The 25,863-nt window shown below is 70.9% G+C and carries 26 protein-coding genes; 15 read left to right on the forward strand and 11 right to left on the reverse strand.

Features of this window, described 5'->3' with window-relative positions; translation table 11 throughout:
* Nucleotides 1-50: 50 nt before the first annotated feature.
* From ABEE00_RS24665 to ABEE00_RS24695, 7 genes are all read left to right on the forward strand, one after another.
* A complete protein-coding gene (locus ABEE00_RS24665) occupies nt 51-725 on the forward strand; it encodes an HD domain-containing protein (protein WP_345747839.1) in 675 nt (224 codons plus the stop codon).
* A 34-nt stretch (nt 726-759) separates the two neighbouring features.
* Nucleotides 760-1,182 carry a Rid family hydrolase gene (locus ABEE00_RS24670; RefSeq protein WP_345747840.1) on the forward strand — a complete coding sequence of 141 codons (423 nt, stop codon included), beginning with the start codon at nt 760-762 and terminating at the stop codon, nt 1,180-1,182.
* Between the two features lie 158 nt (nt 1,183-1,340).
* On the forward strand, nt 1,341-1,889 hold the full coding sequence (locus ABEE00_RS24675) for a GNAT family N-acetyltransferase (protein ID WP_345747841.1): 549 nt from the start codon (nt 1,341-1,343) through the stop codon (nt 1,887-1,889).
* A gap of 718 nt (nt 1,890-2,607) precedes the next feature.
* On the forward strand, nt 2,608-4,131 hold the full coding sequence (locus ABEE00_RS24680) for a xanthine dehydrogenase small subunit (RefSeq protein ID WP_345747842.1): 1,524 nt from the start codon (nt 2,608-2,610) through the stop codon (nt 4,129-4,131).
* The gene (gene xdhB, locus ABEE00_RS24685; protein WP_345747843.1) at nt 4,128-6,548 is read left to right on the forward strand and encodes a xanthine dehydrogenase molybdopterin binding subunit; all 2,421 of its coding nucleotides are present in this window, start codon (nt 4,128-4,130) and stop codon (nt 6,546-6,548) included. The genes ABEE00_RS24680 and xdhB overlap by 4 nt, the downstream gene beginning before the upstream one ends.
* A gap of 1 nt (nt 6,549) precedes the next feature.
* The gene (gene xdhC, locus ABEE00_RS24690) at nt 6,550-7,359 is read left to right on the forward strand and encodes a xanthine dehydrogenase accessory protein XdhC (RefSeq protein ID WP_345747844.1); all 810 of its coding nucleotides are present in this window, start codon (nt 6,550-6,552) and stop codon (nt 7,357-7,359) included.
* Between the two features lie 147 nt (nt 7,360-7,506).
* Nucleotides 7,507-8,010, forward strand: a complete 504-nt coding sequence (locus ABEE00_RS24695) for a nucleoside deaminase (RefSeq protein ID WP_345747845.1) — start codon at nt 7,507-7,509, stop codon at nt 8,008-8,010.
* 214 nt (nt 8,011-8,224) lie between these two features.
* Here the strand turns inward: ABEE00_RS24695 and ABEE00_RS24700 are convergent, their stop codons facing one another.
* Both ABEE00_RS24700 and ABEE00_RS24705 read right to left on the reverse strand, forming a co-directional pair.
* Nucleotides 8,225-9,196: an alpha/beta fold hydrolase gene (locus ABEE00_RS24700; protein ID WP_345747846.1), complete on the reverse strand. Its 972-nt coding sequence runs from the start codon at nt 9,194-9,196 to the stop codon at nt 8,225-8,227.
* A 40-nt stretch (nt 9,197-9,236) separates the two neighbouring features.
* Nucleotides 9,237-9,830 (reverse strand): MarR family winged helix-turn-helix transcriptional regulator, encoded by a 594-nt coding sequence (locus ABEE00_RS24705; RefSeq protein ID WP_345747847.1) that lies wholly within the window; start codon nt 9,828-9,830, stop codon nt 9,237-9,239.
* 88 nt (nt 9,831-9,918) lie between these two features.
* Between ABEE00_RS24705 and ABEE00_RS24710 the strand changes: the two genes are divergently transcribed.
* The 4 genes from ABEE00_RS24710 (at nt 9,919) to ABEE00_RS24725 (ending at nt 14,090) form a co-directional block, all read left to right on the forward strand.
* Complete coding sequence (locus ABEE00_RS24710; protein WP_345747848.1) at nt 9,919-10,605, forward strand: DUF4386 domain-containing protein; 687 nt, start codon at nt 9,919-9,921, stop codon at nt 10,603-10,605.
* Between the two features lie 98 nt (nt 10,606-10,703).
* Nucleotides 10,704-11,468: an SDR family NAD(P)-dependent oxidoreductase gene (locus ABEE00_RS24715; protein ID WP_345747849.1), complete on the forward strand. Its 765-nt coding sequence runs from the start codon at nt 10,704-10,706 to the stop codon at nt 11,466-11,468.
* Between the two features lie 337 nt (nt 11,469-11,805).
* Nucleotides 11,806-12,495, forward strand: coding sequence for a hypothetical protein (locus tag ABEE00_RS24720; RefSeq protein WP_345747850.1), 690 nt, complete (start codon nt 11,806-11,808; stop codon nt 12,493-12,495).
* Nucleotides 12,496-12,836: 341 nt separating this feature from the next.
* Nucleotides 12,837-14,090 carry a wax ester/triacylglycerol synthase domain-containing protein gene (locus tag ABEE00_RS24725; protein WP_345747851.1) on the forward strand — a complete coding sequence of 418 codons (1,254 nt, stop codon included), beginning with the start codon at nt 12,837-12,839 and terminating at the stop codon, nt 14,088-14,090.
* 58 nt (nt 14,091-14,148) lie between these two features.
* Here ABEE00_RS24725 and ABEE00_RS24730 read toward each other — a convergent pair whose 3' ends face one another.
* The 9 genes from ABEE00_RS24730 to ABEE00_RS24770 form a co-directional block, all read right to left on the reverse strand.
* Entirely contained in the window at nt 14,149-14,700 is a 552-nt protein-coding gene (locus tag ABEE00_RS24730; RefSeq protein WP_345747852.1) for a DUF6624 domain-containing protein, read from the reverse strand.
* Between the two features lie 65 nt (nt 14,701-14,765).
* Nucleotides 14,766-15,371 (reverse strand): DUF1877 family protein, encoded by a 606-nt coding sequence (locus ABEE00_RS24735; protein ID WP_345747853.1) that lies wholly within the window; start codon nt 15,369-15,371, stop codon nt 14,766-14,768.
* A gap of 112 nt (nt 15,372-15,483) precedes the next feature.
* Nucleotides 15,484-16,668 (reverse strand): acyl-CoA dehydrogenase family protein, encoded by a 1,185-nt coding sequence (locus ABEE00_RS24740; protein WP_345747854.1) that lies wholly within the window; start codon nt 16,666-16,668, stop codon nt 15,484-15,486.
* Nucleotides 16,669-16,759: 91 nt separating this feature from the next.
* Nucleotides 16,760-17,668, reverse strand: coding sequence for a 3-hydroxyacyl-CoA dehydrogenase NAD-binding domain-containing protein (locus tag ABEE00_RS24745; protein ID WP_345747855.1), 909 nt, complete (start codon nt 17,666-17,668; stop codon nt 16,760-16,762).
* A gap of 36 nt (nt 17,669-17,704) precedes the next feature.
* The gene (locus tag ABEE00_RS24750) at nt 17,705-18,445 is read right to left on the reverse strand and encodes an acetoacetate decarboxylase (RefSeq protein ID WP_345747856.1); all 741 of its coding nucleotides are present in this window, start codon (nt 18,443-18,445) and stop codon (nt 17,705-17,707) included.
* The gene (locus ABEE00_RS24755) at nt 18,442-19,266 is read right to left on the reverse strand and encodes a crotonase/enoyl-CoA hydratase family protein (protein ID WP_345747857.1); all 825 of its coding nucleotides are present in this window, start codon (nt 19,264-19,266) and stop codon (nt 18,442-18,444) included. Before ABEE00_RS24755 ends, ABEE00_RS24750 begins: the two co-directional genes overlap by 4 nt.
* Nucleotides 19,266-20,483 carry a CaiB/BaiF CoA transferase family protein gene (locus ABEE00_RS24760; protein WP_345747858.1) on the reverse strand — a complete coding sequence of 406 codons (1,218 nt, stop codon included), beginning with the start codon at nt 20,481-20,483 and terminating at the stop codon, nt 19,266-19,268. The genes ABEE00_RS24755 and ABEE00_RS24760 overlap by 1 nt, the downstream gene beginning before the upstream one ends.
* A gap of 144 nt (nt 20,484-20,627) precedes the next feature.
* On the reverse strand, nt 20,628-21,563 hold the full coding sequence (locus tag ABEE00_RS24765) for a LysR family transcriptional regulator (RefSeq protein WP_345747859.1): 936 nt from the start codon (nt 21,561-21,563) through the stop codon (nt 20,628-20,630).
* A 309-nt stretch (nt 21,564-21,872) separates the two neighbouring features.
* Complete coding sequence (locus tag ABEE00_RS24770; protein WP_345747860.1) at nt 21,873-23,033, reverse strand: oxygenase MpaB family protein; 1,161 nt, start codon at nt 23,031-23,033, stop codon at nt 21,873-21,875.
* Nucleotides 23,034-23,732: 699 nt separating this feature from the next.
* Here ABEE00_RS24770 and ABEE00_RS24775 point away from each other — a divergent pair.
* The 4 genes from ABEE00_RS24775 (at nt 23,733) to ABEE00_RS24790 (ending at nt 25,765) form a co-directional block, all read left to right on the forward strand.
* Nucleotides 23,733-24,719 (forward strand): hypothetical protein, encoded by a 987-nt coding sequence (locus tag ABEE00_RS24775; protein WP_345747861.1) that lies wholly within the window; start codon nt 23,733-23,735, stop codon nt 24,717-24,719.
* Nucleotides 24,720-24,738: 19 nt separating this feature from the next.
* A complete protein-coding gene (locus ABEE00_RS24780; protein WP_345747862.1) occupies nt 24,739-25,029 on the forward strand; it encodes a hypothetical protein in 291 nt (96 codons plus the stop codon).
* Nucleotides 25,030-25,139: 110 nt separating this feature from the next.
* Entirely contained in the window at nt 25,140-25,385 is a 246-nt protein-coding gene (locus ABEE00_RS35875; protein WP_451918661.1) for a hypothetical protein, read from the forward strand.
* Nucleotides 25,386-25,432: 47 nt separating this feature from the next.
* Nucleotides 25,433-25,765, forward strand: a complete 333-nt coding sequence (locus ABEE00_RS24790; RefSeq protein ID WP_345747863.1) for a hypothetical protein — start codon at nt 25,433-25,435, stop codon at nt 25,763-25,765.
* Nucleotides 25,766-25,863 lie beyond the last annotated feature (98 nt).

A 25,863-nucleotide genomic window follows, 5' to 3' on the forward strand; every position in this document is an offset into this window, starting at 1 on the left:
GGAATTTTTGCCTCTCACCAGGTCAGGCCGGTCGCCGCCAGGCTGAAGACATGACAGGACCTGCCCACGGGGCGACCGCCGCTCCGATCACGCTGCCCGGCACACCGCTTGCCGAGGCCGTCATGAACGCCGTCCGGCCGTCGGTAACGCCGTCGGTCTTCCACCACAGCGTCCGCAGCTACCTCTTCGCCCGGCTGGCCGCCGGCCACCTCGGCCTGGCCGCCGGTCACGACTACGACGACGACCTGTTGTTCGCCGCGTGCGCGATGCACGACATCGGCCTGGCCTGGGACGGCCCGCACAGCCAGCGGTTCGAGGTCGAAGGCGCCGACAGGGCCGCCGCGTTCCTGACCGAGCGGGGAGTGTCCGCGACCGACGCGGACCAGGTCTGGCAGGCCATCGCCCTGCACACCTCCCCGGGCATCGCGGAACGCCGCGGCACGCTGTGCGTACTCCTCCGCGAGGGCCTCGCCCTCGACTTCGGCGGCCCGCTGGGCGCCGGCCACCTCGACGCCGTCACCGACGAGCAGGCCGACGCCGTACACGCGGCCTATCCGCGGCTGGACATGGTCCGCTCCCTCACCGACGCGATCGTCGCGCAGGCGGCGAAAGACCCGAAGAACGCGCCCCGGTACTCGATCCCCGGCGAACTCCTCCGCGAACGCGAGACGTTCGGCCGGACCCGCATGGAGCACGCCTGCCTTTCGTCCCGCTGGGGCAACTGACTCACCCCCTCAACAAAGAAGAGGAAACACCGCAATGACCGTCCACACCGTCGAAGTACCCGAGGAAAACGCGGTCTTCGGACAGACCACCAGCGCCTTCGCCAGCTTCGGCTATTCCGCCGCGGTCCGCGCGCACGGCCTCCTGTTCATCGCCGGAACGATCGGCCGCCGCGCCGACGGCACCATCCCGGACACCATCCAAGAACAGACCGAGATCGCCATCCGGAAGATCGAGGAGATTCTCCGCCTGGAGAACCTCGACATGTCGGCCCTCGTCGACGTCACCAGCTACCACGTCGACATCCGCCAGCACCTCCCCGGTTTCAGTGAGGCAAAGCAGCGCCTCGTCCAGCCGCCCTATCCGACCTGGACGATCATCGGGGTCGACGGCCTCGCCAGCCCGGGCCTCCTCGTGGAAATCCGCGCGACCGCCGCGTATCCCGACGCATCCCGCTGACCCCCATCCGAGGCCGGGCTCACCGGCCCGGCCTCGGGCGTGCACGCCGAAATGGCTCACACCCACCACGACCAAGGCCTGCGTCCCACAAAGCCCTGGGGCAGCGGCCGCGCAGCACGTACTCTGCGAGGAATCGCGCGCGTTCCCGGGGCGGTCTCATGGAGTTCACATGGCGTCGGATCGAGGAGCAGGACTTTCCCCTGCTGCGCATGTGGCTTCGGCAACCCCATGTGAAGCGCTGGTGGAATCACGAGACCACGCAGGAAGCGGTGGAACGCGACTTCGGTCCCGCCGCCCGGGGTGAGGAGCCCTCGGAGGACCTTCTCGCCCTCCTCGATGGCCGGCCGGTCGGTCTCGTACAGCGTTCACGTCTGTGCGACTACCCCGAGTATCTGGACGAGCTCGCGGCCGTCGTCCCCGTACCTGACGGCGCGGTGACCATCGACTACCTCATCGGCGATCCCCGCCGCACCGGCCGGGGCATCGGAACGGCGATGATCCGGTCCGTCCTCGTACGCACCTGGGCCGAACACCCGGCCGCGCCGTGCGTCCTCGTCCCGGTCGTGGCGGCCAATCGCCCTTCATGGCGGGCACTCGAGCGAGCGGGACTGCGCCGGGTCGGGGTCGGAAACCTGGAGCCCGACAACCCGGTCGACGACCCGGCCCACTACCTCTACCGCATCGACCGGCCATCGACCGGCGGCTGACGGTCTCACCCGTCGCCAATCCGTAGCTTTCAGCGAACAGGAACGACAACCGAATTCCATGCCGCACCCGTGGGGAATTCCCGCCGCCTTCACGTCACGCTTCGGCCGTGCGGCGAGACGCTGTCCGGCATACGCCGTGTCAGCGTTCTGGCCTTCTCACCCGGAGTGACACCCTTCGCCCCGCCCCTCGCCGCCCCGGCCGGCACTGGACGTACCACCAAAGCCCCGCGCTCCCTCGCCAGTTGCCCGTGTACGGCCGCGCACCGACCGCCGCGCCTCCGTACGTGGCCGGCCAGGCCGCCCTCGCGCCGCCCCCTCCGTTCGTAGGATGCACCAACGCGCGGAGAGGCGGTCAGGCTGTCTTCATAGCTTCCCCTAGACCATCGCCGATCTGCCCTGCACAGGGTTGACCGGGGGATCTGCGGCGACCTAGCTTCACAACGCACCGGCTCGGGATCTGTCGAAGGGAGGCGAAGTCGGATGTCGACCATCTCCGACCTGCACGGCCTCGCCCGGCAGGCCGCCTGGATTCCCGGCCGCGTCGCCCACGGCTGCTGAGCGGCCGAGCGGCCGCTTTCCGACGTAACCGGTCGCGGCGCCGATTCCTCCTGAATTCTTTCCCGCCTGCGGCATGCATGAGCGTGCCGATTCGCGCTCCGTATTCTCACGCTACGCACGCACGCCACCGAAAGAGAAAGCCCCTGAAATGGCGACACGGATGACCACTACGCCCGCGCACCCAGATGAGGATGGGTCACCGGCAGCGGCGCGGATCACAGTCAATGGGGAAGAGACGCCGATTTCGCCGGCCTCTCCCCACACCACGGTGCTGGACTTCCTGCGCGAGCGTGGCCTCACGGGGAGCAAGGAGGGCTGCGCCGAGGGCGAATGCGGGGCGTGTTCGGTCCTGGTGGCCCGTCCCGGGGTGAGCAAGCCGACCGACTGGGTGGCGATCAACGCCTGCCTGGCCCCGGTCGCGGCCCTCGACGGCCAGGAGATCGTCACCTCGGAGGGGCTGGCCACCGCCGGCGAGGACGGCACGCCTCCCGCGCTGCACCCGGTGCAGGAGGAGATGGCGGTCCGCGGCGGCTCCCAGTGCGGTTACTGCACGCCGGGGTTCATCTGCAGCATGGCCGCCGAGTTCTACCGGCCCGAGCGCTGCGCGCACACGCACACAGAAGCGGAATCGGCCGAGCCCAACGACTCCGAGCACGGCCCCAACGGGTTCGACCTCCACTCCCTCAGCGGCAACCTGTGCCGCTGCACCGGCTACCGCCCCATCCGCGACGCCGCGTTCGCCGTCGGCGCGCCCGCCGAGGACGACCCGCTGGCGCACCGCCGCGAGCAGGCCCCGCCCGAGCCGGTGGCCACCTCGTACGTACAGGGCGAGAGCACCTTCGTGCGCCCAACCACCCTCGCCGAAGCGGCCCAACTGCTGCGCGAACGCCCCGAGGCGGTCGTGGTCGCCGGCAGCACCGACTACGGCGTCGAGGTCAACATCCGTTCCCGGCGCGAGAATTGCGCGGTCGCCATCGACCGGCTGCCCGAACTGCGGGAACTCCGGGTCGATTCCGACCACATCGAGATCGGCGCCGCGCAGACGCTCACCGAGATCGAGCGCCGCCTCGACGGCCGAGTGCCGCTGCTGGCGCAGCTCTTCCCGCAGTTCGCCTCGCGCCTCATCCGCAACAGCGCGACCCTCGGCGGCAACCTGGGCACCGGCTCCCCCATCGGCGACAGCCCGCCCGTGCTGCTCGCGCTGGAGGCGTCGCTGGTGCTCGCCGACGCCGACGGCGAGCGCGAGGTTCCGCTGGCCGACTACTTCACCGGCTACCGGCAGAGCGTGCGGCGGCCCGGCGAGCTGATTCGCTCGGTCCGCATCCCGCTGCCGTTGTCGCAGGTCACGGCCTTCCACAAGATCGCCAAGCGGCGCTTCGACGACATCTCCAGCGTGGCGGTCGCCTTCGCCCTCGACATCGAGGACGGAATCGTGCGCAAGGCGCGCATCGGCCTGGGCGGCGTGGCCGCCACCCCCATCCGCGCCCTCGCAGCCGAGGCCGCCCTGGAGGGCGAGCCGTGGGCGGAGGAGACCGCCCAGGCCGCGGCCCAGGTGCTCCAGGCCCAGGGCACGCCGATGAACGACCACAGGGCCAGCGCCGGCTACCGCTCAGCGATGCTCGGCCAGAGCCTGCTCAAGCTGTACGCAGAGAACGCACAGACCACCGAGGCGGTGTCGTCATGAGCCATCTGTCCGAGCGCCCCGAGAAGCCCGTCGTCGGCGTACCGCTGCCGCACGAGGCCGCCAGCCAGCACGTGACAGGACACGCGCTCTACACCGACGACCTGGTCCAGCGCACCAAGGACGTACTGCACGCCCACCCGGTCCAGGTCATGAAGGCGCACGGCCGGGTCGCCGGGATCAACACGGAGGCCGCGCTCGCGGTGCCCGGCGTGGTCCGCGTACTGACCGGCGCCGACGTGCCCGGGGTCAACGACGCCGGCATGAAGCACGACGAGCCGCTCTTCCCCGACGAGGTCATGTTCCACGGCCACGCGGTCGCCTGGGTGCTCGGCGAGACCCTGGAGGCGGCCAGGATCGGCGCGGCGGCGGTCGAGGTCGAACTCGACGAGCTGCCCTCCCTGATCACCGTGCAGGACGCCATCGAGGCCGAGAGCTTCCACGGCGCCCGGCCCGAGATGGTGACCGGCGACGCCGACGCCGGCTTCGCCGACTCCGCGCACGTCTTCACCGGCGAATTCACCTTCGCAGGCCAGGAGCACTTCTACCTGGAGACGCACGCCGCGCTCGCCCAGATCGACGAGAACGGCCAGGTGTTCATCCAGAGCAGCACCCAGCACCCCTCGGAGACCCAGGAGATCGTCGCGCACGTGCTGGGCGTGTCCAGCCACGAGGTCACGGTGCAGTGCCTGCGCATGGGCGGCGGCTTCGGCGGCAAGGAGATGCAGCCGCACGGCTTCGCGGCCATCGCCGCGCTGGGCGCCAAGCTGACGGGGCGGCCCGTACGGTTCCGGCTCAACAGGACCCAGGACCTGACTATGTCGGGCAAGCGCCACGGCTTCCACGCCTCCTGGAAGATCGGCTTCGACGCCGAGGGCCGCATCCAGGCCCTCGAATCCACCCTGACCGCCGACGGCGGCTGGAGCCTGGACCTGTCCGAGCCGGTGCTGGCCCGCGCCCTGTGCCACATCGACAACACGTACTGGATCCCCAACGCGCGCGTCTTCGGCCGCATCGCCAAGACCAACACCGTCTCCAACACCGCCTTCCGCGGCTTCGGCGGGCCGCAGGGCATGCTGGTGATCGAGGACATCCTGGGGCGGTGCGCGCCGCTGCTCGGCCTGGACCCGATGGAGCTGCGCGAGCGCAACTTCTACCGGCCTGGTCAGGGCCAGTGCACGCCCTACGGGCAGCCCGTCGCCCACCCCGAGCGGATCTCCACCACCTGGGAGCAGGTCAAGGAGGACGGCGGCATCGCGGACCGCAAGCGCGAGATCGCCGCCTTCAACGCCGCGCACCCGCACACCAAGCGGGCGCTGGCGATCACCGGCGTGAAGTTCGGCATCTCCTTCAACCTCACCGCCTTCAACCAGGGCGGCGCGCTGGTACTGATCTACAAGGACGGCTCGGTCCTGATCAACCACGGCGGCACCGAGATGGGCCAGGGCCTGCACACCAAGATGCTGCAGGTGGCCGCGACCACGCTGGGCATCCCGCTGCACAAGGTGCGGCTGGCTCCGACCCGTACGGACAAGGTGCCCAACACCTCGGCCACGGCCGCCAGTTCCGGTGCCGACCTCAACGGCGGGGCGATCAAGAACGCCTGCGAGCAGCTTCGCGAGCGGCTGCTGCAGGTGGCCGCCTCGCAGTTGGGCGCGAACGCCTCCGACGTACGCATCGTCGAGGGCGTGGCGCGCGCGCTGGGCAACGACAAGGAGCTGGCCTGGGACGACCTCGTCCACACCGCGTACTTCCAGCGGGTCCAGCTCTCGGCGGCCGGCTACTACCGCACCGAGGGGCTGCACTGGGACGCCAAGACCTTCCGCGGCTCGCCGTTCAAGTACTTCGCGTACGGGGCGGCCGCGACCGAGGTGGAGGTGGACGGCTTCACCGGCGCCTACCGCATCCGCCGCGTCGACATCGTGCACGACGTCGGCGACAGCCTGTCACCGATGCTCGACATCGGTCAGGTCGAGGGCGGTTTCGTGCAGGGCGCGGGCTGGCTGACGCTGGAGGACCTGCGCTGGGACACCGGCGACGGGCCGGGCCGCGGCCGGCTGCTGACCCAGGCGGCGAGCACCTACAAGCTGCCGAGCTTCTCGGAGATGCCCGAGGAGTTCAACGTCACGCTGCTGGAGAACGCCACCGAGGAGGGCGCCGTCTACGGCTCCAAGGCGGTCGGCGAGCCCCCGCTGATGCTGGCCTTCTCGGTGCGTGAGGCCTTGCGCCAGGCCGCCGCGGCCTTCGGCCCCGCCGGGGTCAGCACGCACCTCGCCTCCCCCGCGACGCCCGAGGCCGTGTACTGGGCGATCGAATCCGTACGGGGCCAGGGCGCCCAGCGCGAGGGCCACGCCGGCGACAGCCACTCCGGGGACGGCGGCGAAGTCCCCACCGGCACGAGCGCATTGAGTAATGCCTGACATGACCTGGGTGCCCGCGGTCGCACGGTTGCGAGCCCGCCGTGAAGCCGGCGTGCTCGTGACCGTGGCGACCGTGCGCGGTCACGCCCCTCGCCGGGCCGGGGCCAAGCTCGTCGTGGGAGCGACCGGGACCTGGGGTTCCATCGGCGGCGGCAACATCGAGGCCGCCGCCGTCGAACGGGCGCGCGAGATGCTCCAAACGCCGGAGCCCGAGCCGGAGTTGATGGAGTTCGCCCTGAACGACAAGGTCACCAACCAGCACGGGGTGCAGTGCTGCGGCGGCGAGGTCACCGTACTGCTGGAGCCGCTGCCGGTGGTCCCCTCCGTGGCGATCTTCGGCGTCGGGCACGTCGGTCTCGAACTGGCCCGCATCCTGGCCCGCCACAACCTCGACCTGCACCTGATCGACACCCGCCCCGAGGTGCTGGCCGACGAACGGCTGGAGGTGCTGGCGGATGCGGCGGCGCAGATCCACGTACACCACGTACCGCTGCTTCCGGAGGAGGTGCTTGCGGAGCTCGCGCCCGGCACCCACATGCTGATCATGACGCCCGATCACGCCGAGGACTACGCGCTGGCCGACGCGGCCCTGCGTACCGCCCATCTCGGCTCGATCGGCCTGATCGGTTCCGCTGCCAAATGGGCGCGCTTCCGCAAACGCCTGACCGCGGAGGGCGGCCATGACGACGCCGCCCTCGACCGCATCAAGACCCCGATCGGCACGCCCGAGATCACCGGCAAGGAGCCGGCGACGATCGCGGTGAGTGTGGCGGCGGATCTGTTGCGGGCCTTTGAACGGGAGCGGGCCTGAGGGGTGGGGGCGCCTCCTCGACGGTCTGTACGTGATCGAGCGGGCCGTCGTCCCGAGCTCCCGTCCCGGGCCCACCGAACCTCACGAACGACCAGCTCAGAACCACCGAGAGCCACCGAGAGCCACCACTTGAAAGGCAGGCCACGCATGACCGCCAGCACCCAGGAAGCCAGCATCCACGAGTCCGAGCGCGCCTGGATGGAGCAGGTCCTCACGCTGGCCACCACCAGCGCGACCTCGGGGGGCGGCCCCTTCGGCGCGCTGATCGCCAAGGACGGCCAGGTCGTCGCCACCGCGCACAACCAGGTCACCGCGACCCTGGACCCCAGCGCACACGCCGAGGTCAACGCGATCCGCGCGGCCTGCAAGGAGCTGAACGCCTTCGCCCTCGACGGCTGCACCCTGATCACCTCCTGCGAGCCGTGCCCGATGTGCCTGGCCACGTCCCTGTGGGCGCGCGTCGACCGGATCGTCTTCGCCGCGGACCGGCACGACGCCGCGGTGGCGGGCTTCGACGACCGCAAGTTCTACGACCTGTTCGAGAAGCAGCCGGCTTCGCTGTGGCCCGTGAAGGTCGAGCAACTGCACCTGCCCAACCGCACGGCACCGTTCGACGCGTGGGTGGCCAAGGCCGACCGCATCGATTACTGAATCGCTTGCTGAGGGGCGCGACGAGGTGGGACGGCCCGCAGCCGGACGGGCCGTTCCGCCGGCGTCTCCGCCTTCGGCTCCATGATCATGGATTAGCGCGACGACGGGCGCCCGGCCGCACTGCTCGGCCGGGCGCCTGTCCTTGGCTGCGCGGTCCGATGCCGTGAGGTTGGCTGCGCGGTCCGCGATGCCGTGAGGTGCGCGGCCACCGGGGCTACCGCGTCCACTCCAGGCCGTTGAGGAAGGCGATCAACTGGTCGTTCACCTCCCGCGGCCGCTCCTGTTGGGTCCAGTGGCCGCAGCCGGGCAGGATGACGATCGCGCGCAGGTCTGTGACCTGGGTTTTCATCGGCTCCAACGTGCCCAGCCTGTAGGCGGAGTCCATGTCGCCGGTGATGTAGAGGGCGGGCCGGGTGACCGGGAGGGTGCCGAGCTCGGGCAGGTCCGACCAGTCGGCGTCCATGCTGCGGTAGCGGTTGAGGGCGCCGGTGAAGCCGGTGCGCTCGTACTCCGCCACGTAACGGCCCAGTTCCTCCTCGCTCAGCCAGGACGGCAGCCGCCCCGGCTTCGGCAGGGGTTCGAGGAACCCGGAGCCCTCGGGGGTGTCCGTGAGCCAGGCCGGCACCAAGTCCGGGTCGGCATCGCCGGATTGCGCGGCGAACACGCGCAGCAGCGTGTCGCGCACATCCGCCTCCAACTCCTCTTCCGGGAGGCGCGCCTGCTGGAAGTAGGTCACGACGTTGAACTTGCCCGGGCGGTAGGTGGCCAGTGCCCGCGTGAGCGGCATCGGCGGCCGCGGGTGGTAGGGCACACCGAGCGCGGCGACGGCCCGCACCCGCTCCGGATGCGTCTCGGCCAACGCCCATGCCAGCAGGGCGCCTTGATCGTGCCCGACGACCGCTGCCTCGGTCACCTCCAGCGCGTCCATCAGGCCGGTGACGTCGGCCATCATCGTGCGCATGCCGTACGCCTCCACCTCCGCGGGAGCGTCGGTGCGTCCATGACCGCGGATGTCGGGAGCGATCGCGCGATACCCGGCCGCGGCCAGGGCGGTCAGTTGGTGCCGCCAGGAGTACGCGAGCTCCGGGAAGCCGTGCAGCAGGACGACCGCAGGCCCCTCGCCTGCCTCCGCCACGTGCATGCCTATGCCATTGACCGTGACTGTGTGCTGGGCGATGTCCACCATGCCGGGCTTCCTCGTCTGTTCGGTTTCCTCGTCTGGTGTTTCAGTCCGCTCCGCTCTCGCGCGGGGCCGGCGGCTCCTCGGAGGCGGGTGCTTCGCGGGGACGCTGCGTGCGGTCGGGTCTCATCCACCGGTAGCCCGGGTGGACCCCGGGGCTGAGGCCCTGCTGCGCGGCCATGCGCTCGAGGAGCGCGCGCAGGTGTTGCTGCTCGTCGGGGGTCAGCGCCCGGCAGATCTGCTGCTCGTGCGCCGCGGCGACCTCGCGCAGCTCGGAGAGCAGCGCGGCGCCCTCCTCGGTCAGGTGCAGTGCGTACAGGCGCCGGTCGCTGGGGTTTTTCCGGCGCTCGAGCAACCCGCGCTCCTCGAGCCTGTCGGCGAAGGGGACGAAGCGGCTGGGCGGCATACCGAGTTCGTCGGCCAGCTCGCGCTGGCTGCGTCCAGGAGTGCTGGCCAACAGGCGCAGGACGCCCGCCTGCGCGGGGGTCAGATCGAGCTCGGCGACCCGCTCCCCGAACCGGGCGGCCGCGTGCGCGCCGAGCTGGGCCAGCAGGAACGCGGCCCCGCCTTGAGATCTGGCCCCCTGAGGTCGGCCCTCGCCCCGGGGCCCGGCCTCGCCGTCCTCACGATTCGTACTCATGCGAACACCATACCCCCTTGACAATCGTTCCGACTTGTAATCATTATCGCGGGTATAGCGCGGTAGAGAAACGACGGAGGAGCAGCCCATGTCCCTCGCGCAACCTCCCGTAGCCGCATCACGCCGTCCGCGGTCGGGCCCGCCCCTGGTGGCTCCCGTCGGCGCCTTCGCCGTGCTGACCCTCGCGTACGTCCTCGTCAACCGCTCCACCCCGCATCCCGACGCCTCGGGCCTCGCGGTTCTGGACTACACACGGGCGCACGGCACCACGATCAAGGTCGGCGCCTTCCTGCTGTTCTCCTCCGCTGTGCCCCTGGCGCTCTCGGCTGCGGTGCTCTACCGCCGGCTGCGCGCGCTGGGCATCACCGCGCCGGGTTCGGCGATCGCCCTGGTCGGAGGGGTGCTGGCCGCTGCCGCGCTGACGATCAGCGCGATGTTCGCCTGGGCCGGGGGCCGTCTGCCCGCTGACGCGGGTTCCGCGCTCGCGCGCGCCCTGGCCGACCTCTCCTTCGTCTCCGGCGGCCCCGCGTACGCGGTGATGCTCGCCCTTTTCATCGCCGGAGTCTCCGTACCGGGCCTGCTCGCCGGGCTGCTGCCGCGCGCCGTGGCCTGGAGCGGACTCGTACTCGCCGCCGTCGGGATGGTCTCCACGCTCACCCTGGTGGCGTTCGGCTTCGGCTATCTGCTTCCCGTCGTGCGCTTCGGCGGCACCCTGTGGCTCCTGCTCGTCGCGGTGCTGCTCCCGCACACCCGCCACCGCACGCCGCGCCGCTGACGGCAGCGCCGGCAACGGCAACGCCGGTAGGCAACGCCTGTAAAGGGCACGCCGCCCGGCCCCTCACTCATCAGCCGGCCTCCCCCGAGGAGTCCCCCATGCTCAGCGAATACCCCGACCTGCGAGGCAAGACCGTCATCGTCACCGGCGGTTCACGCGGCATCGGCGCGCGTACGGCGCGTGCCTTCGCCGACCAGGGCGCCGCGGTCTGCGCGGTGGGCCGGGACCGGGAGGCCCTGGACGCGGTGGTCGCCGGCATCACCCACCGGGGCGGAAAGGCCCTCGCCGTCGTCGCCGACGTCACCGAGTCCGCGGCGCTGGAGCGCGTGCGCCGGCAGGCCGAGTCCCACCTCGGCCCCGTTGACGTCCTCGCCGCCTTCGCCGGAGGGCAGGGGCATCCCGTTCCCTCCGAGCAACTGACCGAGCAGCGCTGGCGCGAGGTCATCGACTCCGACCTGACCTCCGGGTTCCTGACCATCCGGGCGTTCCTGCCCGGCATGCTCGAACGCGGCCACGGCTCCATCATCACCATGTCCTCGTCCGCGGGGCGCCAGCCCAGCCGGGCCAACCTCGCCTACGGCGTCGCCAACGCCGGGATGGTCATGCTGACCCGCCACCTGGCCACCGAGGTCGGGCCTCGCGGAGTGCGGGTCAACTCCATCGCGCCGTCGACCATCCGCACCGAGCGGGTCGAGCGCGACATGCCGTCCGACATCCAGCGCAAGGTCGCGGCCATGCATCCGCTCGGCCGCATGGGCACGACCGACGACGTCGCCCGGACAGCGCTCTTCCTCGCCTCGGACGCCGCGTCCTGGCTGACCGGCCTCACCGTGGACGTCGCGGGCGGCCGGATCACCAACTGAAGGTCCAGGCAGGAGGGTTGAAAACACCGCCCTTGCTCCCAGTGCATCTCCCAGGGCGGCGTCCGTTTCCGTCCTCCGCCTCGCTCAGGAACGGTTCACTTCACCGGCCGACGCTGTACGGCGACAGCGCCGCTGCTCCGCGCGCTGCCGTGCTTCCCCGCACCCCGTCGCACGCCGCTGGCGCCGGAGGGCGGTGGGCAGATGCTCCGTGTCCGGCGAGGCGGGAGGTCGCGCTGCCGTGGCAGCGGCGGGACTTGGCGCTGGTACAGGCGACGACTCGCGGTCGGCCACCCTGCGCCGGCCACCCGTTCGCTCCCTGCGGCACATCGGAGTCGGCATGTCGGTGTTCGCGGTTCTCTTCACCACCACCCTCCTCCTCTTCTCCGCGGCCGTGGTGATCTACCTGCGCGTGGGGTTCACGCAGCGCCGCGCGCCGATCCCGCTGACCGCGCTGGCCGCCTGGGCCGCGTGGGACGGCATGCAGGTCTTCGGCTTCATGCGGCCTTACGACGCGCTGTACTACTTCGAGCCCGGCTTCGTCCTGGTCGAGGGCCTGCTGCTGTATCTGTGCTTCGCCCATCGCGCGCGCCACTGTCCCGGCGTACCGGTGGCCGGGCTGGCCGCGTACGCGCTCGTAGTGATCGTCGTGTCCTGCGCGGGCATCGCCGCTCTCGGGCGCGCGCTCGGCGATCCCCAAGGGGTCGTCAGCCAGGCGTTGGTCGCCGTGCCGTTCCCCGCGCTGATCGTCCTGCGCCGCACGGGCGCGCTGCGGCCGGGGCAACACCCCGTTGCGGCCGTCCTGTTCGCCCTGGCGTCCGCGGCGGCCTTCGCGGCGATGGTGATCGATCCGCCTCCGGGTTCCCGCCCCGGTCTGAACGCCCTCGCCTACGGGGTCCTGCTCCTCTTCTCCGCCGCCTCCGCGTGGGTGGTCCTCTCGGCGAGGAGGGGGCCGATCGCTGCCCAGCATTCGCGTCCGCGGCCTGCCCGACGCTCACGACCATGCAGCCCACCGGACGAAGCCGCATAGTCGCGGGGCCGCAACCCGCACACGAAGCGGCGCCACCCACGCACCCACAGCCGAAGTACGTGCGGCGCGCTCCCCCACGAGCCCCGCACACTCACACGCCTTCAACGGCGCACAACGGAAAGCAAGCGGCGCACCCCTCACCCCACCACGCGCCAAATGCGCCTCTTCCCCGCGCCCGCACCCTCCCACGTCAACCGAATACCGGATCTACTCACCTCTCACGCCACACAGTTCGATCACGCAAATCGTCTTGGCAACGTCGCCGGGAGCCCCATGTCCCCCGCACCCGGCAACCCTCCCGTGACAACCCAGCCGGGATGTCCCTCCCACCCGAGGAATTCATGTCCCCGAAGTCCCAACGGCCGTCTCCCCTGGACGCGCTGCTCTACCACGATCCCTCGATGACCATAGGAGCGCTCCTCCACTTCCACGGCACGCGCCCGCCCCTCCAAGCGCTCACCGATCACGTCCGCCGGCGCCTCTCCTCCATACCGGCCCTGTCGTCGGTCATGCAGGGGCGCGGCTTACAAGCCCGCTGGCACCAAACCCACCCCACCCTCGAACATCACATCCGCGCCCACCCCCTCGCCGCAGGCGACACCACCGACGACGCCGTACGGGAGCTGGCCCGGGCTCCCTTCGTCCCCGGCGCGCCTCCCTGGGATTTGACGCTCCTGTACGGGTATGCGCGGTACCGCTATGCCGTCCTCTACCGCGTGAACCACGGGCTGCAGGACGGCGGCGGGTTCGTCCACGCTCTGGAAACCCTCTTCACCCCGACGGCGATCCCGTACCACCGCAGCTCAGCGGCGGTCCGTCACCTGGCCGAACCGCCGCGGCCGACTCTCCGCGAAACGACCGCCGCCGCCCGCCTCTTGGCGCGGGCCACCGCCAAGACGGGGCTGTGGCCGCACCCACAACACGGGCACTCCGCTGAACGCATCTTCCAGTGGACCGCCGTCCCCACTCCCACGCTGCGCGCCCTCGCCGCTCCCTTCGCCGGGACGGTGAACGACGCCTACATGGCCACGCTCGCGCACGCCGTGCAGGGGTGGGTCACGCGGTACCACCCTCGCCCGACCCCGCGTACCCCGGTCACGGTGGCTGTCAACGCCCGTACTACGACCACGCTCGCGCTCCCGGGAAACCACACCGCCGCCGGCAGGCTCTCCCTGCCCGGCCCGGGAACGCCCTTGCCGCGGGCCTTATGTGACACCGTGCGCGCTGCCGCCCCGCTGAAATCCCCGGCCCACCGGGAAGCCGTACGGCGGCTGACCTACGGGCCCCCGCCGTGGCTCGTACAAGCCTCCTTCAAGACCCTGCTGCGGCCGGAGCGCGGCTCCGTCTTCTGCTCCCACCTGGTCTTCCGCAATCCGCTGTCCTTCCGCGGCGATCCCGTCGACGCCGTCCAGCCCCTGACCTGCCTCCCGCTCGGCTCCCCCGCTTCCGCCCTTCTCTTCACCCACCGGGACCGCTCGAGCGCCGTGTTCGTCACCGACTCCGCCCTGCCCGGCATGGATGCGCTGCACCAACGATGGCGCGACACGGTCAGCACGGCGGCGACCACGCCGACGGCCGCCCGGCCCACGCCATGAAGGGCGATGGCGTTCACCACGCGGTGAGCGCCATCCCCGACCGCCCCACATGCTGGGTCTACCCGGACGTACCGAACCGCGCCGTGTAAACGCCGAAGGGCTCGATCCCCACCTCGACGCGGCGCTCGTCCATGCGTTCCGGATCCTCACAGGGCCAGGGAATGGGAGCCCCGGAGGCGTCCACGCCCGCGATCTGTGTGCCGTAGAGCTGTTCGCGGCCCTCGTTCACGCGGGTGCGGTCGTAGAGGAAGGCCAGTTGGTCGAGCGGGGCCTCGCCCTGGCCGACCGCCTCGTCGAGCAGGCGCAGGGCCAGCCGTTGCACCTCCAGTTGTCGGTCGGCGTGCTGGGCCAGGAGCCATGCGGCGCGGGACGCGTCCGGGCCGACCCGCGAGGCGGTGGGCCAGCCGTGCTCCTGGAGTATCTGCAGCAGGCGGTCACCGTGCTGCGCCGCGATACGGCGCCACGCCAACTGGTCGGTGAAGTCCGCGCTGTTGGCGAGGTGCGCCGCCGCGTGGTCCTCCTCGGCCATCCGGCACAGTTCCTGCGCGAGATCACCCTCGTACTCCGCGTCGGCGTCCAGTTCCGCGTGGTCCGGTTCGATCGCGTCCATGGTCCTCACCGTAATGGGCACGGTCCGTGCCGCCCGCGGTCACCGGCAGGCCGACCTCAAGCGAGTCAGGAGATCTCCTTGATCACGGCGTTTCCGGCCGCCGCGGCACGCGCGTAGAAGCCGCGTACGCCTTCGAGGCTCGCGGCCAGGGAGCCGTCCTCGATCATGCTCATGCGCCTGCTGCTCCCGTCGGGCAGGCCGACGGTCATGTGGAAGGAGTAGACACCGGCCCGTTCGACCAGGTCGGCGCGCTCGCGGAGCAGGCGGTGGGCGTCCAGGCCCCGCAGGAAGTCGCGTACGGCGCGCACCGCGTCCGGCATCAGCAGTACGGGAGTCTGGAGCTGCGCACTGCTGTCCGCACCGGTGAGAGCCTGGCCGCCCCGTACGGCGTCGCGCGCGGGCGCCTCCCCGCAGGGTGGCTCGTCATCGTCGTGCCGGTGGTCGCGGCAGCCGGTCAACAGCACATGCAGGCCGTCCCAGTTGCGCCGGATGTCGTCGTTCTCCTCCAGGCACTCCAGCGCCGGCTCGCCCTCCCCCGGACTGCGCGGGGACAGTCCCGCGCTCCAGGCCGAGCGCAGCCGCTCCCGTCCCGCCGACGGCCCATCGGGGTGGTCCAGCAACGCGTCGACCCGCGCCGCGTCGTGCCGCGACAGCGTCACCCAGAAACCCACCCGGCCAGCCTAGGCGCCGCCCGGGAGAAGTGAAGCCCGAGCGCACAGCGCTGTCCCGGCCCCGCACGGGACCGGGACGGCGGCTACGCGACGCGGGCAGCACCCGCGCCGCTCACGCGAACGCGCTGTGCCCCGTGATCGACTTCCCCACGATCAGGGTGTTCATCTCGCGGGTGCCCTCGAAGGAGTAGAGGGCCTCGGCGTCGGCGAAGAAGCGGGCGACCTCGTAGTCGAGGACGATGCCGTTGCCGCCGAACAGTTCGCGCGCCCAGGCGACCACCTCGCGCATGCGCGTGGTGGCGAACGCCTTCGCCAGCGCCGCCTGGTCCGCGCGGCCGCGGCCCTCGGCCACGAGCTGGTTGAGCCGTACGACGACCCCGTACATGGCGGTGATGTTGCCGAGCATCTTCACCAGCAGGTCCTGCATCATCTGGAAGCCCCCGATGGGCCTGCCGAACTGCTCGCGCGTGACGGCGTATTCGCGGGCCAGCTCGTAGGCGCGTACGGAAACGCCGAGCGCCTGCCAGGCGACGCCGCCGCGGGTGCGCTCCAGGACGCGGGCGGTGTCGCGGAAGGTGTTGATGTTCTGGAGGCGGTTGGCCTCGGGAACGCGTACGCCGTCGAGGGTGATGTCGGCGTTCTGCACCGTCCGCAGGGCGATCTTGCCCTCGATCTTGGTGGCGGTGAATCCCGGCGTGCCCTTCTCGACGACGAAGCCCTTCACATTGCCGTCCTCGGTGTCCCGGGCCCACACCACGATCAGGTCGGCGAAGGTGCCGTTGCCGATCCACCGCTTGGCGCCGTCGAGCACCCAGGTGTCGCCCTCGCGGCGCGCCGTCGTGCGCATGCCCCCGGCGACGTCGGAGCCGCCCTCGGGCTCGGTCAGCGCGAAGGCGCCGATCTTCTCCATGCGGGCCATGGCGGGCAGCCAGCGCTCGCGCTGCTCGGCGTCGCCGCCGCCGTGGATGCTGCCCATGGCCAGGCCGGTGTGCACGCCGGAGAAGACGGCGAAGGAGGGGTCGATCCGGTTGAGCTCCAGGTTGAGGAAGCCGGGGAAGAGCGCGCCGCGGCGGCGCCCGTCGCCGTACTCGGGGTAGGAGTACCCGGCCAGGTTCAGCTTGGCGATCTTCCCGATGACCTCGGAGGGGAACTCCGCCTTCTCCCACGCGGAGTTGGCCAGCGGCTTGACCTCGGATTCGAGGTAGCCGCGGATCGAGGCGAGTTCCTCGCGCTCACCCTCGTCCAGCAGGGACGCGTAGTCGAGGAAGTCGGGGGTGGTGACAGGGGGCTTGGGCATGATGGACCTTCTTTCTTGCGTACGGCCACTGCGGGATGCCTGTGCGAGCTGCCGTACGGGATGTGTGTACGAGCACCGGGGGACGGCCCCTTCAGGCGCCGGCGTCCGAGCCCTCCAGGGCCCGCTCGATCGCGCGCTGGTGCCGGTCGCGCAGCGCCGCGCGCTCCTCGTACGCCTCGGGGCCCGAGCCGTACGCGGCCTCGGTCTGCTCGACGAGGGTGGCCACGGCGTCCTCGGTCAGCTCCGGGTGGCCCAGCCGCTGCCAGCCGGCTTCGAGGCCGGGGCCCAGGTGCTCCAGCATGTGGCGGATGCCGCCGGGACCGCCGCCCAGGTGGAAGCTCTCGAAGGGGCCGACGGCCGCATAACGCCCGCCCAGCGACGCCTTCATGACGGTGTCCAGCTCGGCGGCGTCCACCACGCCGCTGAGCACGAGGTGGATGGCCTCTTGCAGGACCGCGCTCTGGAGGCGGTTCGCGGCAAAGCCGGGCAGCTCCCTGTGCAGGCGTACGGGCTGCTTGCCCAGCTCCCGGTAGAAGGCGTCGGCTTCGGCGACCACGGACTCCTCGGTCCGCTCCCCCGGTACGAGTTCGACCAGCGGCACGATGTGCGGCGGGTTGAAGGGGTGGGCCACCAGCAGGCGCCGGGCCACGGAGTCCGGCAGCTCGCGGGCGATGTCGGAGGCGATGATCCCGGAGCTGGAGGTGGCGAGGACGGCCTCGTTCGGTGCGGCCTCGGCGATGTCGGCGAAGAGCTGCTGCTTGAACTCCAGCCGCTCGGGCCCGTTCTCCTGCACGAGATCGGCGCCGCGCACCGCTTCGGCCAGGCTCGGCGTCGTACGGACGCGGGAGGCGAGGTCGGCAGGCAGTGCCGCGGCCACCACTTCGTCCAGGTCGGCGCGCGGGTCGGTGACGGTCACCGCCAGTCCGTGGGCGGCGAAGAGGCCCGCCCAGGACAGTCCGATGGTGCCCGCGCCGACGACGGCGATCTGTTGGTATTGCATGGCTGATGCTCCATCCGGCCCTGTGATCAGGGGTGATCAGGCCAGGTAGTCGTGGACGGGGGTGACCGCGTCCAGGGTGAGATCGGTGACCAGGTGGCTGGCCGAGACCACCTCGCGCACGGGGAGGTCGGCCAGGGGGGCGAGGGCGTGCGCGTACAGCTCCAGCCGCGCGGGGCCCGTCCACGCCTCCTTGACCCGCACGTCGCTGATGCGGGTGCGGACCAGCTCGCACACCCGGGGCCGGCCGTCGTAGCCGGGCACGAGCTTGAGCATGTACGTGGGGACGGTGATCTCGGCGCGGGCCCGGTCGAGGTCGAGGGGGTGGTGCTTGTAGCCCATGGTGGCCGTGGCCACGCGCAGGCTGCCGTAGTCCAGCGTGCCCACCAGCGCCGCGTGGTCGGCGTAGAGCGCGGGGCTGCCCTGGACCTTGGGGTAGGCGCTCATCTCGCGTCCTGCCGCGGTGGCGGGGAAGTTGTCCAGGTACATCGCGTGCAGGTATTCGCCCTGCTCGCCTTCGTGGCGCACCGGGATGGCCTGTCCCGCCTCGACGTACGGTCCGTACGCGCTGACCTCGTTCATCTTCATCACCTCGAACCGCACCAGCGGCGCGTCCGCGTCGACCTCCAGCGGTTCGGGGACCGCGGCGCGCAGCGCGTCGTAGTCGGTGCGGTAGACGATGTTGAGGTATTCGCGGTCGGTGAAGCGGGCGGCGACGGGCGGGTAGGCGGGCGCCGTCAGCGGGGTGTTGTTGTGCTGCAGGATCTCTTCGCGGTTCATCGTCCGCTCCAGACCGGGGCGCGCTTCTCGGAGAAGGCGCGCACCCCTTCGGCGAAGTCCTCGGAGGCGACGAGGCGTTGAACGGTCTCGCGCTGTGCGGAGAAGGCGCTCGGCTCGTCCGCCCCGTCCGCCGCCCGTACGACCTCCTTGACGGCGGCCAGGGCGAGCGGAGCGTTGGCGGCCAGTTCATCGGCCAGCTCCAGCGCCGTGTCCAGGGCGCCGCCCTCCGCCGTGACCTGGTTGACGATGCCCAGGTCGCGGGCGCGCGCCGCGTCGAGGGTGCGGCCGGTGAGCAGCAGCTCCATGGCCAGGTGGTACGGGATGCGGCGCGGCAGCCGTACCGCTCCCCCACCGCCCGCGATCAGCCCGCGCTTGACCTCCGGGAGGGCGAAGCGCGCGGTGTCGGAGGCGACCACGAGGTCGCAGGCGAGGGCGAGTTCGAAGCCGCCGCCCATGGCGGGGCCCTCGACGGCGGCGATCAGCGGCTTGCTCACGCGGGCCTCGGTCAGTCCGGCGAAGCCCTTGCCGGGGACGTCGACCTGCTCGCCGCGCGCGGCGGCCTTGAGGTCCATGCCGGCGCTGAAGGTGCCGTCGGCGCCGGTCAGCACGGCCGCGCGGAGGGCCGGTTCCGACTCCAGCCGGTCCAGTGCCGCCGCGATCCCCTCGGCCACGGCGGCGTCGACGGCGTTGCGGGCGCGGGGCCGGTCGAGGGTGATGACGAGGGTGCTGCCGACGGTTTCGGTGCGTACGGGGTCCTCTGTACGTACGGGGGTGGGAGCCGCACCACCTTCGGGGGTGGCGTTCCCGGGTGTGGCGGTCATCAGTGGTTCTCCTTCTGGGCGCCCTGGTCTGCGGCGGCGTCCGCGGGTTCAGGCAGTCCGGTCAGCTCGGCCAGTTCGGCCAGGACCTCGTCGGTGTGCTGGCCCGGCAGCGGGGCGTGGCGGCGTACCGAGGGCGGGGTGGCGGAGAAGCGGGTCGGGTCGCCGATCACGCGGTAGCTGCCCTCGCTGGGGTGCTCGGCGACCTCCAGCAGCCGGCCCTCCCGCACGTACGGGTCCTCGGCTGCGCTCTCCAGCTCCAGCACGGGGCCGACCGGGATGCTGTTCTTGGTGCACACCTCGATCCACTCCTCGGTGGTGAGGACGGGTGTGACCTCGTCCACGAGCGCGGCCAGCGCCTCGCCGTCGTGCTGCGCGTCGATGAAGTCGCCGTTCACGCGCGGGTCCTCGGCCAGTTCGGGGCGGCCGGCCGCGGTGAACAGGTCGCGGAAGTTCTGCGGCGTGTACGGGATGATCATCGCGAGGCCGTCCCGGGTGGGGCGGGCCCTGTGCCCCTTGTTCATGGACAGCGTGAACCCGGTGGGCCCCAGCGGCGGTTCGAAGGTGTGCCCCTGCAGGTGCTCGACCAGGTTGAAGGCGAGCAGCGTGTCGGCCATGGGCACCTCGATGTGCTGGCCCTCGCCCGTGGCCCGCTGGTGCACGAGCGCCGCCAGGGTGGTGTGCGCGAGGGTCAGCGCGGCGACCTTGTCGGCGAAGATGCTCGGCAGCACCACGGGAGACTGCAGGTCACCGGCCCGGTTGGCGATGTCGACCAGCCCGGAGGCGGCCTGCACGGTCTCGTCGTACGCGGCGAGGTTCGCGCGCTCGGAGTCCGAGCGGAAGCCCTGGGCGTGCGCGTAGACCAGCCGCGGGTTGGCGGCGGCCAGGCTCTCGTAGTCCATGCCGAGGCGGCGCAGCGCGCCGATGCGCATGTTGGTGATGAGGATGTCGGCGGTGCCGATCAGCTCCAGGGCGCGGGCGCGCTCGGCGTCGTCCTTGAGGTTGAGGGCGACGCTGCGCTTGTTGCGGTTGACGTTGAGGTTGAGCGGGGTCATGCCCGGGGTGCGGTGCACGGTGCCCTGGCGCACGGTGTCGTTCGGCGACTCGATCTTGATGACGTCGGCGCCGAGGTCGCCGAGGATGCGTGCCGCGTACGGCCCCATCACCACGGTCGCCATGTCGATGACGCGTACGCCTGCGAGCGGCCCTGAGCGGTCCATTGCGTTCTCCTGACGAGGTAATTTCTCGATACATGCAATGGAAACAGGACCAAGGTCCCGACCTCAATACGAGGGCGTCACCATTCCCCGAACAAGGGCGTGACCACAGCGGTCACGCCCTTTATCCGCCTCCTTACCCTTCCCTTACAAAGGGATTTCCGGGCCGTTCTCCGGAGGGTCGACCTGCATGACGCGGCAGGTCGCCTCGATGAGTCCGTGCAGGTCGCCACCCTCTTCCGCGCGGTCGGCGCGCCAGCAGGCGCCGGTCACCAGCTCGGGCGAGAAGTCCCGGAACGGGAGTACGACGGTGGCGTCACTGCTCCTGCCGCGCATTCCATCACCCGGATCCATGATGGTGATCGAGAACACCTCGCCGTTCGCCACGATATCCCGGATGTTGTCGAAATCCCCGGTACGCGGAATGACCCGGCGATGAATTCCGGAAGCCTCCATGCGGGAACTCAGCTCGTCGAAATAGGCGGGCTGTATCCAGCTCGGCGGCCCCACGTAGGTGTGCCCCGTCAGCTCGGAGAGCGAGACCTCGGTGCGGTCGCCGAACTCCGCCGCGGGCAGCAGCGCGCCCAGCGGCTCGCGCAGCACCTGCCGCACGGTCACGCCCTCGGCCTCCGCCGGCAGCCGTACGAGGGCGAGCCCCAGGTCACCGCGCTGCACGGCGCGCAGCAGTCCCTGGCTGCTGCCGGGCCAGCGCTTGAGGTCGTACGCCTGCGCGCAGTCCTGCTGCACCTCGTCGAGGCGGTCGCGCAGGCTGGTGTGCAGGGCTGGCGGTACGCCGATGAAGACGGTGTTGCGCTCGGGCCCCGTGACCGCCTCGCGCAGCTTCCACGGGATGTCGTCGAACCTGCCCAGCGCGTCCCGCGCGATGGGCAGCAGCGCCGCGCCCGCGCGCGTGAGCTCCACCCGGTGCGAGTCGCGGTCCAGGAGCCGCACGTCCAGCTCGCGCTCGAGATCCCGTACCCGCTGACTCAACGGCGAAGTGGCCATGTGCAGTTGGCGGGCGGCCCGCGAAAAGCTGAGGTTCTCGGCAACCGCGACGAAGTAGCGCAGATGGAAGATCTCCATCGGCACACCGTACTCACCGGTCACGACGATGCTGACCAGGCGGGCCGTGGGGACGGCGGGGGGGGCAGCCGATGACCGCCCACGGCGACACCCCGGTCATGGTCTCTCGATACCGGTGCTCAGGTCGGGGTGGACGGAAATGGGTTGCAGCACGTTGGCCTACAGCCCTGAGCCGCTCCACCTCGGGGACCAGGTCCACGACGGCACTCTCGCGCGCAGGAGCTGAGCCCGCGCACGGGCCCCGGCGGTCCACCGGATGCCCTCCTGAGGGGCAGCGGACCGCCGCCTGCCCGGGCGTTCCGTCAACGCTCAGCGGTTGTCGTGGAGCTCCTGGTGCATCTGGGGCTGCTTGTCCTTGTCGTGGGTGAGGGCGTACTCCTGGATCTTGTTGAACGCCTTCGACGCCTTGCCCAGGATCGCGTCGTACGGATTGGTCCCGGTGGCCTCTTCGGCCGCGCCGCCGAGGACGCCACCGAAGGTGCTGCTGGCGAGGTCATGGCCGGCCGAGGCGAACTCGGCGCCGGTGTCGAGGACCGCGTTGCTCGGGATGCCGGCCTTGTCGGCGTACTCGTCCCCGAGCGCCTTGCGGACCATCGCGACGAAGGGATCGTAGAGCGGCGGCGGCACCATCTCCTCCCTGTAGAACTTCAGGGCCTGCTCGGTCATGAACTTGCCGTCCTCGGTCTCCTTCCACTCCGTCTCCCGCTGGATCCGCCACAGCCGGTCCACCTCGTCCGCGTCCTTGGGCATCAGCCACTTCTCCGGCGTGCCGAGGTAGTGGTTGATGTAGTGCCAGGCACACATGAAGCCCTGGCGGTCCTCGTCGGAGACGTGCACGCCGAGGTTCTCGAGCGCCTCGAGGATCTGGACGCTGAAGACGCAGATGGCACCGGCGGTGTACTTCTGTGAGACCGGTTCGCCCCATTTCTCGTAGTCCCACTCACCGCTCTTCTTGTGCAGTTGCCGGACCGAGGAGTGCACCAGCCGCACCTTGGTCACGGTCGCCTTGAGGCTGCCGTCGCGCAGGGCATTGTCGTCGCCCATGCCGATGAACAGCCGCGAGGACTGCGACAGCCGCCGCCCCGGGCCCTCCACACCGCCGAGCCGCCCGGTGGAACGCAGCGTGAAGGCGCCGGTGGGAGAGAGATACGTGCCGATGAGGCCGACCGTGCCCTGCAGCATGGACGCTTCGCCGTGGTGGTTGCGGAAGAAGCCCTCCGCTGCCGCAGCGTCCGCATCGCTCCAGCCGGGCGGGTCGTCGGACGCGTCCTTGAGGAACTCCGCCAGCCTCGGGGGCAGTTGCGAGTGGTCCTGGCCCGGCTTCAGGGTCCCGATCGTGCGGAACAGGCCGTTGACCCCGTCGACCTCGTTCCTGTCGATCAGATCCGACACCAGCGCGTCGGCCGGCGGATCACCTGCCTGGTTCGCGGCCTCCATCTCACCTTCGACGTTCGCGGCCGTCAGCGGCATGGTTGTGTCTCCGTTCTTCGGCATCGCATGGGCGGGCCGGTCCCGACGCCGCCCCGGCACGGCCGGGAAGCAGCAGACGTACAAGGCTGAACAATGCCCGCAACAGCGATCCGTGCCCCGCAGAAACGGACCCGACATGCGCCGCCGGGGGGCGTACAGGGTCACTCGCCATGCGGCGACGTGCCCCAAGGCCACCCGTCCGGGAAACCGCGAAGCCACCGACGCATGGCGGGCGTGCCGCGCCACCGGCGCATTGGGTGGGGCACAGGCTCGGCGCAACCGTTCACGACGCGTCCCACTCCTGGCAGCGGTGAAGCCCACCAAGTACAGACCCCGCAGATCGACACGGGGCGCATGCCGAGGGCCTCGTCGAACGCGCGGCCTGCCGCGTTGCGCGGTGAGCATTCGAGGGCCCGCCGCTCCCCCCTCCGTTCCCCCTCTGTGCGACGCCCTTCGCCGACGTACAGCTCGAGCTCGCCCATGCCACTGCCCGAACATGCGCACCCCAGCCCTAGTTGAGAAGTAAACCTCTCCTCGCGCCTGATCTGCGTCTACCTGGGCCTATGTCCGTTTTCAAGATCGTTTACGTATATGATCTTGGCGCACACGGATTGCCCGGTGCGTGCGGGCTCACCTGCGCGCACGCACCGGTTTTATCGCCACGTAATCGCCATGTATCAGTCATAGGAGGGTCCGTTCATGAAGCGGAGCACGCACATAGCCGGCGGCGTCGTCGCGGCCACGACCGCAGGCGCCATGTTGCTGACGATCGCGCCTGCCGCCCAGGCCAGTGACGGCCCGTCACGGACGGAGCGGGCCGCCCGTACCGTCGAAAGCGCGACCGGCACCCACGACTTGGCCGCCACCACCTCAGCCCAGGACGCGGCGGCGGTCGCGCGGACCGAGCGGGACGGCCGTACGGGCGTCGCCAAGGCTCCGCGGAACGCCGCGGGCGAGGTCCGGATCGTCGCGCACGACGGCAGTACGGCGGGCCTGGGACTGCCCGAGAGCCGCACGGTCGACGGCTCCAGATCCGACACGGGAACCGTCGTCTACCCGGATGCCGCCCAGTCCACCGACATCGCGGTCCAGTTGACCGGGGACGGCGGCGCCCGCGCCCTGACCACGCTCAAGGACAGCGCGGCACCCACCCAGCAGCGCTACGAACTGAACCTCCCGGCAGGCACCGAGGCCGTCGCCAACGAGGACGGCGGCTACGACCTGGTGCGCAAGGCCGATGGCGACAAGACCGGTGACGGCAAGACGGGTCACGGCAAGGCCGGTGACGACCAGCCCGCCGTGACCGTCGGCACCATCGAGGCGCCGTGGGCCAAGGACGCCAACGGCAAGAAGGTGCACACGAGTTACCGGCTCGAGGGCGACACCCTCGTCCAGCAGGTCGACACGACGAAGGACACGGCGTTCCCCGTGGTCGCCGACCCCCAGTTCAAGTGGGGAATCATCACCGGCACGCTGTACTTCAACAAGAGCGAGACCAACAAGGCCGCGCTGGGCGGCGGCTTCCTCGCCGCGGCCGCGGGCATGATCCCCGGGATCGGCGCCCCCAGTTCCATCACGCTCGCCGGCTGGACCACCATGGCGAACATCGCCAAGTCGCACAACAAGTGCCTTAAGATCAACACCTGGCTGAAGCCCGATGAGTACAAGGGTGGCTACTGCCGCTGACGGAAGGGAGGTCGCAGGCATGACAGGGTTCTGGCTCGTGGCGATCGCCGTCCTGGCGATCGCCCTGGAGACCTTCGTCTACTTCCGCAATCCCCGTCGCTCCGTCGTGCGCTCGGTCAACGGCGACGGGCCTGCCGTCGTGGTGGGGCTCCTCTGGTGGGCGTGCGCCGTGGGCGTTTCCTGGGTGAACGACGGCGATCCGCTCGGAGGCGCGGTCTACGGCCTGATGGGCGCTGCGATCATCGGCAGCCTTGTCGCCATGGTCCGCCGCGGGATCTCCCGCCGGCGTAGGTCCCACACCACTTCATGACTTCATGAGGGAACGTGTGGGGCACGGCGACCGCCGTGCCCCACACGGGACTTGGGCCCCTTCTCGGGTGCGGGGCTCCTGCGGGACTCCTCAGCCGCGGTACGCGTCGGTTGCCGTACGCGCTCACCCGCCGGGCTGACGGCGTTGATCCGCCGCGGCGCGATCTCGATCGCGCCGCCCGCACGAAGGCCTCCACCGCCCCGTTCGCCCTCGAAGCCGCGCTGCTCGTGGGGATCGGATCGCGCGCCAGCACCCCGGTGATCAGCGTGAACGAGCCGCGCTCGGCGACGTACCGCACTCCCTGCCGCACCAGCTCGATCTGGCTGCGCACCTTGCCACGGAACGCGGACTCGTAGTCCTCCGGCTCATCTCCGCCACCGGCCGGTACGGGGCCTTCGCCCCCATGAGCAAGACCAACAGGCCCGCGCCGAAGCTCACGCGCGGGCGATCCTCACCAGCGGCCTCGGCGAGCGCGGAGTCCGTCCACGCCAGGATTCTGGAGGCGGTGACCGTCGCCGCGTTCGGCACCCTGCTGGGGCTGGCGGGCGGGGTGTTCGGCGCCTGGTCGGTCGGCGCGTTGGCGGACGGGGCGGTGCGGCAGTACGCCTTGGCGCCGCCGTGGGGGACGCTGCTCCTCATCTGCCTGGCCTCCCTGGCGATCGGGGCGCCGGCCGCAGCCTTGCCCGCGCGCCGGGCGGTCGCGCCGAGCCCGCTGGAGGCCGTCGCGCGGACGTGAAACCGGGCCTGCGCACACGGGTGTCGGCGGTACGGGGATGATGTTGGCGGTACGGGCGCGCCGATGCGCCCTCAGCACACAGCACACAGCACACAGCA

Source organism: Streptomyces odontomachicola, from assembly GCF_039605595.1.
Taxonomy (GTDB): Bacteria; Actinomycetota; Actinomycetes; order Streptomycetales; family Streptomycetaceae; genus Streptomyces.